Source organism: Bradyrhizobium sp. 160, from assembly GCF_023073735.1.
GTDB lineage: Bacteria > Pseudomonadota > Alphaproteobacteria > Rhizobiales > Xanthobacteraceae > Bradyrhizobium.
In genome coordinates, this window is the sequence record NZ_JADPKD010000024.1 from 69,940 (window position 1) to 77,693 (window position 7,754).

Here is a 7,754-nt window from a genome sequence, read left to right on the forward strand (position 1 = left end):
AGCGCGCCTAGGTTACGAGACGTTGGCTTCTGATCTGGTCTCGGCGTACTCCGTCGGTCATCGAGAGGCCTTTCGTGCTAGCGTTGTTTTGAAGGTCGAAGGAGTCGATGGCTATTAGGTCGATACGCGCGGCTGACGAATGGGCGGCCACAGAGTCGGGATCCAGCATGGACCCTGAAGCCGCCGTGGGCGGACAGATCCGTGAATTGCGCAAAATCAAGAAACTGACCTTGACCCAGCTTGCCCAGGCAGCCGGAATTTCGGTCGGCTACTTGAGTCAAATCGAGAGAAATCAGTCCAAGCTGCCCATCGGAATTTTGAAGAAGCTCAGCGACGTTCTCGGCGTCCATATGAATTGGTTCTTCAATGGCAACTTGCAGGCTGCCCCCGATGAAAGGGACGTCATCGTTCGTAAAGCGCACCGTCGACGCCTGACATTTACTGGGCTAGGCATTGCTGAAGAGCTTCTGTCTCCCAATCTCGCCGGTCCTCTCGAACTCCTTCTGAGCACAATCGAACCGGGCGCTGATAGCGGCGAGTACAGTCATGATGGCAATGAAGCGGGCATTCTGATTGCAGGTCGATTGGACTTATGGGTTGACGGAAAGCGCTTTCAGCTTGAGGAGGGTGATAGCTTTTCGTTCAGCAGCACCTCGCAACACCGCTGCGCAAATCCAGGAAAGGTGCCCGCAAAAGTGGTTTGGGTGATTACTCCGCCCCATTACTAGTGAGTATCTTTCACTTGATTGGGCGGCGAAATCGGTCGATCCATCTCGAGGTCGATCCTCGCGGCTTTGACTGAAGTCGTGATGAAGCGGCGCACCTCCTGAACACGACGGGTCTCGTGCGTGTCGGAATGCGAAGTCAGCCAGTAGCTTCGCACGAACCGCACTTCGGGGAGCAGGCGCTGTAGTTCGGGATAATTTCGGGCCGCATAATCGTGCAAAATGCCGATTCCATGGCCGCTTCGCACGGCCTCCATCTGGGCAACGACGCTGCCGCATTCGTAGCGACGCGACATCAGGCGGCCAAGAGCCGAGGCATAGTCCAGCGCCCGGCTGTACGCGAAGTCCTCGACGTGCGTGACGAACAGTCGTCCCGCCAGATCAGACTGACTTCCGATTTCGCCTTCGCGCGACAAATAGCTCTGCGCCGCATAGACGCTCAAGGTGTAGTCGGTCAATTTCGAGACGATCAGCCGTCCTTGCTTTGGCTCGTCGAGGGTGATTGCAATATCCGCCTCGCGCCGCGACAATGAAAAAGTGCGGGGAAGCGGGACGAGCTGAATGACGAGGCCAGGGTGTTTGGCGGCCAGCGCTCCGAGCCGGCTAGCCAAAAAGTAGTTACCCAGCCCGTCGGGCGCCCCGACGCGCACGGTGCCAGTAATCGCCTCGGTTGTACCGCCGATGCTTGCGCCAACTTTGAGAAGCTCACTCTCGGCGCGTTCTGCAGCCGCAACCAGGGCCTCACCTGCCCGTGTGAGTGTACAACCTGAGATGTGGCGCTCGAGCAGCTTGGCGTTGAGACCTTTCTCCAACGCGGTAAGTTGACGGGCGACCGTCGCATGGTTGAGCCGCAACCGCTTTGACGCTTTCAGGATCTGCCCAGCACGCGCGACTTCCAAGAATATCCGAACCCGTTCCCAATCCATTGACTACACTTTCTGCACAACGGAGCCGCTAACACGGCGATTGATGTGCAGATTCATGCGCTTCATATCTGTTGGGATCAAGCATCCGACAGAGGAGCGCAACAATGTCCGCGACCATTCCGAACTTCATCAATGGCCAAGTATTCCAGGGTCGAGGCATCAGGACCTCGCCCGTCTTCAACCCTGCGAGCGGCGAACAGTCGGGAACGCTCGGCTTGGCTTCGGCCGAAGACGTAAGCGCTGCAGTTGTTGCGGCAAGAGAGGCCTTTCCGGCGTGGGCCAGCACGCCTCCGCTCCGGCGCGCGCGCATTCTCAATCGCTTTTTGCGAATCCTTGAAGAACGGATCGATCAACTCGCTCAAGTGATCAGTGCCGAACATGGCAAGGTTCTGTCAGACGCGAAAGGAGAGATTCAGCGGGGAATAGAAGTGGTGGAGTTCGCGACCGGCGCCCCGGAACTCCTCAAAGGTGAAATTACCGAGAATGTCGGCACCCGCGTCGATTCGCATTCGCTGCGGCAGCCGCTCGGGGTCGTCGCCGGCATTACCCCATTCAATTTTCCGGCAATGGTTCCGATGTGGATGTTTCCCGTCGCGCTCGCCTGCGGAAACACTTTCGTCCTCAAGCCGTCCGAGCGCAACCCATCGGCTTCGCTTATCCTGGCGCAGTGGCTCAACGAGGCAGGTCTACCCCGCGGCGTGTTCAACGTCGTCCAAGGCGATAAGGAGGCGGTTGATGCACTTATCACACACCCCGACGTCTCGGCTGTGAGTTTTGTCGGTTCGACGCCCATCGCGCGCTATATCTACGAAACCGCAACGCATCACGGCAAGCGTTGCCAGGCACTCGGTGGTGCCAAGAACCACATGATCATAATGCCCGACGCCGATATGGATCTGGCAGTTGATGCACTGATGGGAGCAGCCTACGGCTCGGCGGGCGAACGCTGCATGGCGATTTCAGTTGCCGTCCCTATCGGCGATGCCACGGCGCGAGAGCTCATCCAGCGACTAGCACCGAAGGTTCGTGCATTGACCATTGGTCCCGGCGCCGATCCCAGCGTAGAAATGGGGCCGCTCGTAACGAAACAACACCGTGACAAGGTCCGCGCTTACGTCGACGCCGGCGTTGCCGAGGGTGCAGAACTCGTTGTTGATGGGCGCGACTTTAAGCGACAAGGGTACGAGAACGGTTACTTCATAGGAGGAAGCCTGTTCGACCGAGTGACAACGGAGATGAAAATCTATCGAGAGGAGATCTTCGGCCCTGTGCTCGCGGTGGCTCGCGCTGGTTCATACGATGAGGCGGCGGACATGATTAATAAGCACGAGTTCGGAAACGGCACCGCGATATTCACCAGAGACGGGGATGCGGCACGGGAATTCGCTCACCAGATTCAGGTCGGAATGGTCGGCATAAACGTCCCTATTCCCGTTCCGATGGCATTTCATTCGTTCGGCGGGTGGAAAGCTTCTCTTTTCGGAGACCACCACATGCACGGCCCCGAGGGAGTGCGATTTTACACCAAACTGAAAACAATAACGACGCGATGGCCAACGGGCATCCGGAGCGGCGCAGAATTCGTGATGCCAACGATGAGCTGATCCATAGGATCGCCGCTTGATCCCGTCGGCGACTCCCGCTTGTCCAGTCCAGACAGCCATAGCACATAGCCCCGAGTTGCAGGGTGAACGCTGCCCACCAGAAGTCTTCCAGTCGTTGTACGACTTCGAGAGTAAGCGAAGACTTCAGCCGCAGTTGCTCCTGCACGGCCGGCTTGGGTATTGCTAACCATTCGGATTGCGTCCGCGCAAACGCTCCATCGTCCTCACGCACACACAGCGCGGAGCGAAGCTCGTCCTTGATTGTTCTCGGCACGAGTTTGAGTTCAGCGAAACTTTCCCTCAATGTCGAGAGCGGGCTTGTCCCCAACGCACGCAATCAGTAGCTTTCGACCCGTGATCTAGGCAAAAAAGGGCCACTCCTTCCGGAGTGGCCCGCCAAGTCAGGGAGGAAACGTCCCCAGAGGGACCTCTGTGATCAGGCCGCCGCCTGTTCGATCGGTGAAAATGGGAGACCGAGGCTCTCAGCTACAGCCCTATAGGTGAGCCGCCCCCGATGGACATTGAGACCTGCGCGCAGATGCGGATCGTCGAGCACTGCTGCGAGCCCCCTATTGGCAAGAGCCAACCCAAATGGCAGTGTCGCATTGTTCAGCGCATGGCTCGAAGTCAGTGGGACAGCTCCCGGCATATTCGCGACACAATAGTGAACCACCCCATCCACCTCATACGTCGGATCAGAGTGCGTGGTTGGACGTGAGGTCTCGAAACAGCCGCCTTGATCAATCGCAACGTCGACAATCACTGAGCCCTTACGCATTGAACTCAACATGCTACGGGTGACGAGTTTGGGCGCGCTCGCACCCGGCACAAGTACGGCGCCGATGACAACGTCCGCTGCAAAGACCTCTTCCTCGACAGCTTGGATCGTCGAGAACCTGGTTCGAACGCGGCCCTCGAATAGTTCATCCAACTCGCGTAGCCTAGAAATAGAGCGGTCAAGGATTGTAATCTCGGCACCCAAGCCTGCCGCCATCCGGGCCGCGTGGGTGCCGACAACGCCACCTCCGACCACCACTATCCTAGCCGGCTGGACACCGGGAACCCCGCCGATCAGCAGCCCTCGCCCGCCAGCGTATCGCTTCAGGGCCGCTCCGGCTGCTTCGATCGCAAGCCTGCCAGCGACCTCGCTCATCGGCGCAAGCAGCGGAAGACCGCCATGCGCATCAGATACGGTTTCATAGGCAACAGCAGTGCAGCCAGATTGCATAAGGCCTTTGGCTTGCTGTGGATCAGGCGCCAGATGAAGATAGGTGAAGAGGATCTGGTTCTCGTTCAGGAGAGCCCACTCGGAGGGTTGGGGCTCCTTTACTTTCACGATCATCTCACTCGATGCAAACACCTCGTGAGCTGAGTCCAAAATGGTCGCGCCAGTTTTGCGATAGTCCTGATCCGCCGCGCCGATGCCGACGCCGGCATTGGTTTCAAGCACCACAGTGTGGCCGGCAGCTACATATTCACGAACTGCTCCGGGGGTGAGGCCGACGCGATACTCATGCGTCTTGATTTCCTTTGGAACACCGACTTTCATTTCCACCCTCCGATCTGAAAGATGTCCTTTTAGCCGGAAGAGCAGTTTGATTTTCTGCAAACTTGCGAAGCTGGAACGAAAAGGTGCAGAACTTTAACCGTTTTTGACACTACCACGCAGGATTCCAAACAAATGGATGCCGACAAAATCGACCTAACAATTCTCGCTGAGCTCAGCACGAACGCACGGATCAGTCAGACCGAACTCTCTAATCGAATGGGCTTGTCCAGCACTGCCATAGCGCGACGTCAGCGTACACTAGAAGATGAAGGTTACATCACTGGATATCAGGCGACACTTGACCTCACTCGGTTCGGCCTCAACACAACCGTCCTGGTGAGAGTCACGCTTGACAGCCAAAGTGACGAGGCATTGAAACTATTCGAAACTGGTATCGTCAAATGCCCATCGGTCGTCCGTTGCTTCCTGATGTCTGGAAGCGACGACTATCTTCTCATAGTGCTCGCTCGTGATATTGAAGATTTTGAACGAATCCACCGTACTGAACTCTCTTGCCTCCCACGAGTTTCACGCATTCAGTCAAACTTCGCCATACGTGAAATTGTCAGTCGCGCAGTGCCTCCGGCCATCTTCGGAAACCCGGTGCGCTACGCAGGCAGATAACCTGTCCTGACAACCAGTTTGACGTAAGCAATAAGACCGGCAATCGTGCTGACGCGGCGCAAGCCAAGGAAATGACATATTCAACAGAACACTTGGCGCAAGCCAACTCGCCATAGGTTTCGACCGTGCCCGTGGAATTTCGAGATCTACGCTGGGCGATCGCCGCGTCCCAACATCGAAGTTTACGCCAAGCGGCAGAGACGCTCAGAATCAAGCAATCGACGCTTAGTCGGTGCTTGCGCAATCTCGAACACACGTTGGGCAGCACGCTCTTCGAGCGCACAAATGGCGGCACCCGACCGACCATCCAAGGTCAGGAATTTCTCGATGCTGCCCAGCGCATCGTGGATCAGACAGAAGCAATGACCGTGCGTGTCAAGAACCGCTCGCGCGGTGAAAGCGGTCGATTGACGATCGGCGTCCAAGCCTCATTTTCAGCCGGTAATTTTCGGGCCACGCTTCTCGACCACCGGCACCGTTTCGCCGATGTCGATGCACGTATGGTCGACGGATCGAGCGACCATTTGATCTCCGACCTCACCAGTTCCGCGATTGACGTCGCCTTCATGGCCGAACCTGCTCCAAGCTGGAGCGACAGGAGCTTGTTGCTCTGGAGCGAACGTGTCGTCGTTGCGCTCCCAAAGAGCCATCCACTGACAGGGCGCGATGTGGTACACTGGGGCGAACTAAGGGAGGAAGCGCTCTTGCTAACACCGCGCGGCCCGGGACCGGAACTCGTCAAGCTCCTCGTCAGCAAATTAGGGAGTTTCGACCCGTGCCGGCTGCTTCACCATGATGTGGCGCTTGACCGGCTTCTCACCTTGGTCGGTGCGGAATGGGGCGTCCTACTGACATTGGAAGGTGCGACCGGCGCAGCCTATGAGGGAGTCACCTTCCGTGAGGTGCATGATGCCGAGGGTCCGACACGGCTGAGCTTTCGCGCTTACTGGCGTCAGGCCAACAGCAATCCATCTCTGCGTCCGTTTCTCGACCTTCTCCGTGAACGCTATCCGGAGTTTTCTGCTGAGCCAGGGACCGACTGAGCAGCGTTTCGCCGGGCCTTCGCAAAGGCTCGGTCAGTCGCCATAAAGCGCTCGATCATCGGCGCGATCAGTTTGGCGGGCTCGGTCGGCGTGGTCGCGCTTCCGCTACGCGACAAAATCTCCGCGTAGCTTTTGAGGTCCCGGAAAACCGCCGCCGGCAGCTCTACGGTGAGCTTGACCGGCTTGTCGTCTTCGAGCGGCCCAAGCTTGAGCTTCGTCACGGTGTTCCTCCCTTGCGGTACGGCGCCAGCACCAAATCGCGCGTTACGATTACCCGGACCGGAAAACCTGGCCGGATGGTCAGCGTCGGCTGGATGTTGAGCTGACGCTGCACGATTTGTTGGCCGGTCTGGCTGATGCTGTTGGACGCGCCGCTGCGGATCGCTTGAACAAGATTGTTCTCGTTCTGGCTGGTGCCCGCCTCGGCACCGACGCTGAGCATGGTCGAGAGGACGGCGGCCTTGAACAGCATGCCCCAGTGATTGTCGACCTCGTCCTCGAGTCCGGCATAGCCACCGGTGTCGGCGCCGGGCTGGCGCTCCAGCACGATCGAGTTGCCGTCAGGCATGATGATGCGGGTCCAGACCAGGAGGATGCGGCTCTGGCCGAACGCGACGGAGCTGTCATACTGGCCGATCAGCTTGGCGCCCTGGGGGACAAGGAGATATTTTCCGGACGGACTATCATACACCGCCTCGGTAACTTGGGCTGTGATCTGGCCGGGCAGATCGGACCGAATGCCCGTGATGAGCGCCGCCGGAATCACGGTGCCCGCCTGCACGACATAGGGAGAGACCTTCGCCTCAAGCCGGTCCGGACTGACCGTGCGCTTGTCCGTCGATGCATTGAGGAATGCCGACTTGCGATCCTGCATGTTCTGGGCGGACCCGGCATCGACAGGTGGTGCCGCGGCGGGGGTCGTCGCGGTCGCCGTTGAGCTATTCGGAATGACTTGGCCGACGTTCTGCGGTTGCTGAACAGTCTGGGCGAACAGCCGGCTGACACGGGCCGCCTCGACCTCCTGCGCTCGGTGCTGCGCCTCCGGATCGGATGTCATTCCCGGGACCACGGTATTCGGTGCGGCACCTGCGTTGAGGATCGGCTTGCCGAGATCGCCGGGTAGCGGCGGCCCGAGCGGCGGTGCCTGACGCGGCAGGCCGGTATAGTCCTTTGGCAAGGCGGCGAGGCCTTCAGGTGAAGGGCGGTTCTGGGTGCTGAGCAACTCTTGCCCGGCCTGCGGCTTGTTGCGAGTCTCAAGCGCGTAGCCGAGCGCGCCCGCGACC

General features: G+C 58.7%; 8 protein-coding genes. 4 read left to right on the plus strand and 4 right to left on the minus strand.

Annotation, left to right across the window (positions count from 1 at the left end):
- Window positions 1–167: 167 nt before the first annotated feature.
- Entirely contained in the window at window positions 168–728 is a 561-nt protein-coding gene (locus tag IVA98_RS09260; RefSeq protein ID WP_247354735.1) for a helix-turn-helix domain-containing protein, read from the plus strand.
- Here IVA98_RS09260 and IVA98_RS09265 read toward each other — a convergent pair.
- A complete protein-coding gene (locus IVA98_RS09265) occupies window positions 725–1,651 on the minus strand; it encodes a LysR family transcriptional regulator (RefSeq protein WP_247354736.1) in 927 nt (308 codons plus the stop codon). The two genes, IVA98_RS09260 and IVA98_RS09265, sit on opposite strands and share 4 nt — an antisense overlap.
- Before the next feature lie 104 nt (window positions 1,652–1,755).
- Here IVA98_RS09265 and IVA98_RS09270 point away from each other — a divergent pair, with 104 nt between their 5' ends.
- Window positions 1,756–3,255, plus strand: a complete 1,500-nt coding sequence (locus IVA98_RS09270; protein WP_247354738.1) for a CoA-acylating methylmalonate-semialdehyde dehydrogenase — start codon at window positions 1,756–1,758, stop codon at window positions 3,253–3,255.
- Window positions 3,256–3,691: 436 nt separating this feature from the next.
- Here the strand turns inward: IVA98_RS09270 and ald are convergent, their stop codons facing one another.
- Window positions 3,692–4,804, minus strand: coding sequence for an alanine dehydrogenase (gene ald / locus IVA98_RS09275; RefSeq protein WP_247354740.1), 1,113 nt, complete (start codon window positions 4,802–4,804; stop codon window positions 3,692–3,694).
- A gap of 132 nt (window positions 4,805–4,936) precedes the next feature.
- Between ald and IVA98_RS09280 the strand changes: the two genes are divergently transcribed.
- Together IVA98_RS09280 and IVA98_RS09285 are read left to right on the plus strand one after the other, a co-directional pair.
- Complete coding sequence (locus IVA98_RS09280; RefSeq protein WP_247354741.1) at window positions 4,937–5,428, plus strand: Lrp/AsnC family transcriptional regulator; 492 nt, start codon at window positions 4,937–4,939, stop codon at window positions 5,426–5,428.
- A 131-nt stretch (window positions 5,429–5,559) separates the two neighbouring features.
- Window positions 5,560–6,471: a LysR family transcriptional regulator gene (locus IVA98_RS09285; RefSeq protein WP_247354752.1), complete on the plus strand. Its 912-nt coding sequence runs from the start codon at window positions 5,560–5,562 to the stop codon at window positions 6,469–6,471.
- On the opposite strand, the gene IVA98_RS09290 is transcribed toward IVA98_RS09285, so the two are convergent.
- Window positions 6,435–6,692: a DUF2274 domain-containing protein gene (locus IVA98_RS09290; RefSeq protein WP_247354743.1), complete on the minus strand. Its 258-nt coding sequence runs from the start codon at window positions 6,690–6,692 to the stop codon at window positions 6,435–6,437. The genes IVA98_RS09285 and IVA98_RS09290 overlap by 37 nt on opposite strands.
- Window positions 6,689–7,754, minus strand: a 1,066-nt coding sequence (locus IVA98_RS09295) for a TraB/TrbI/VirB10 family type IV secretion system protein (RefSeq protein WP_247354744.1), incomplete at its 5' end; no start/stop codon positions are given. The genes IVA98_RS09290 and IVA98_RS09295, both read right to left, overlap by 4 nt.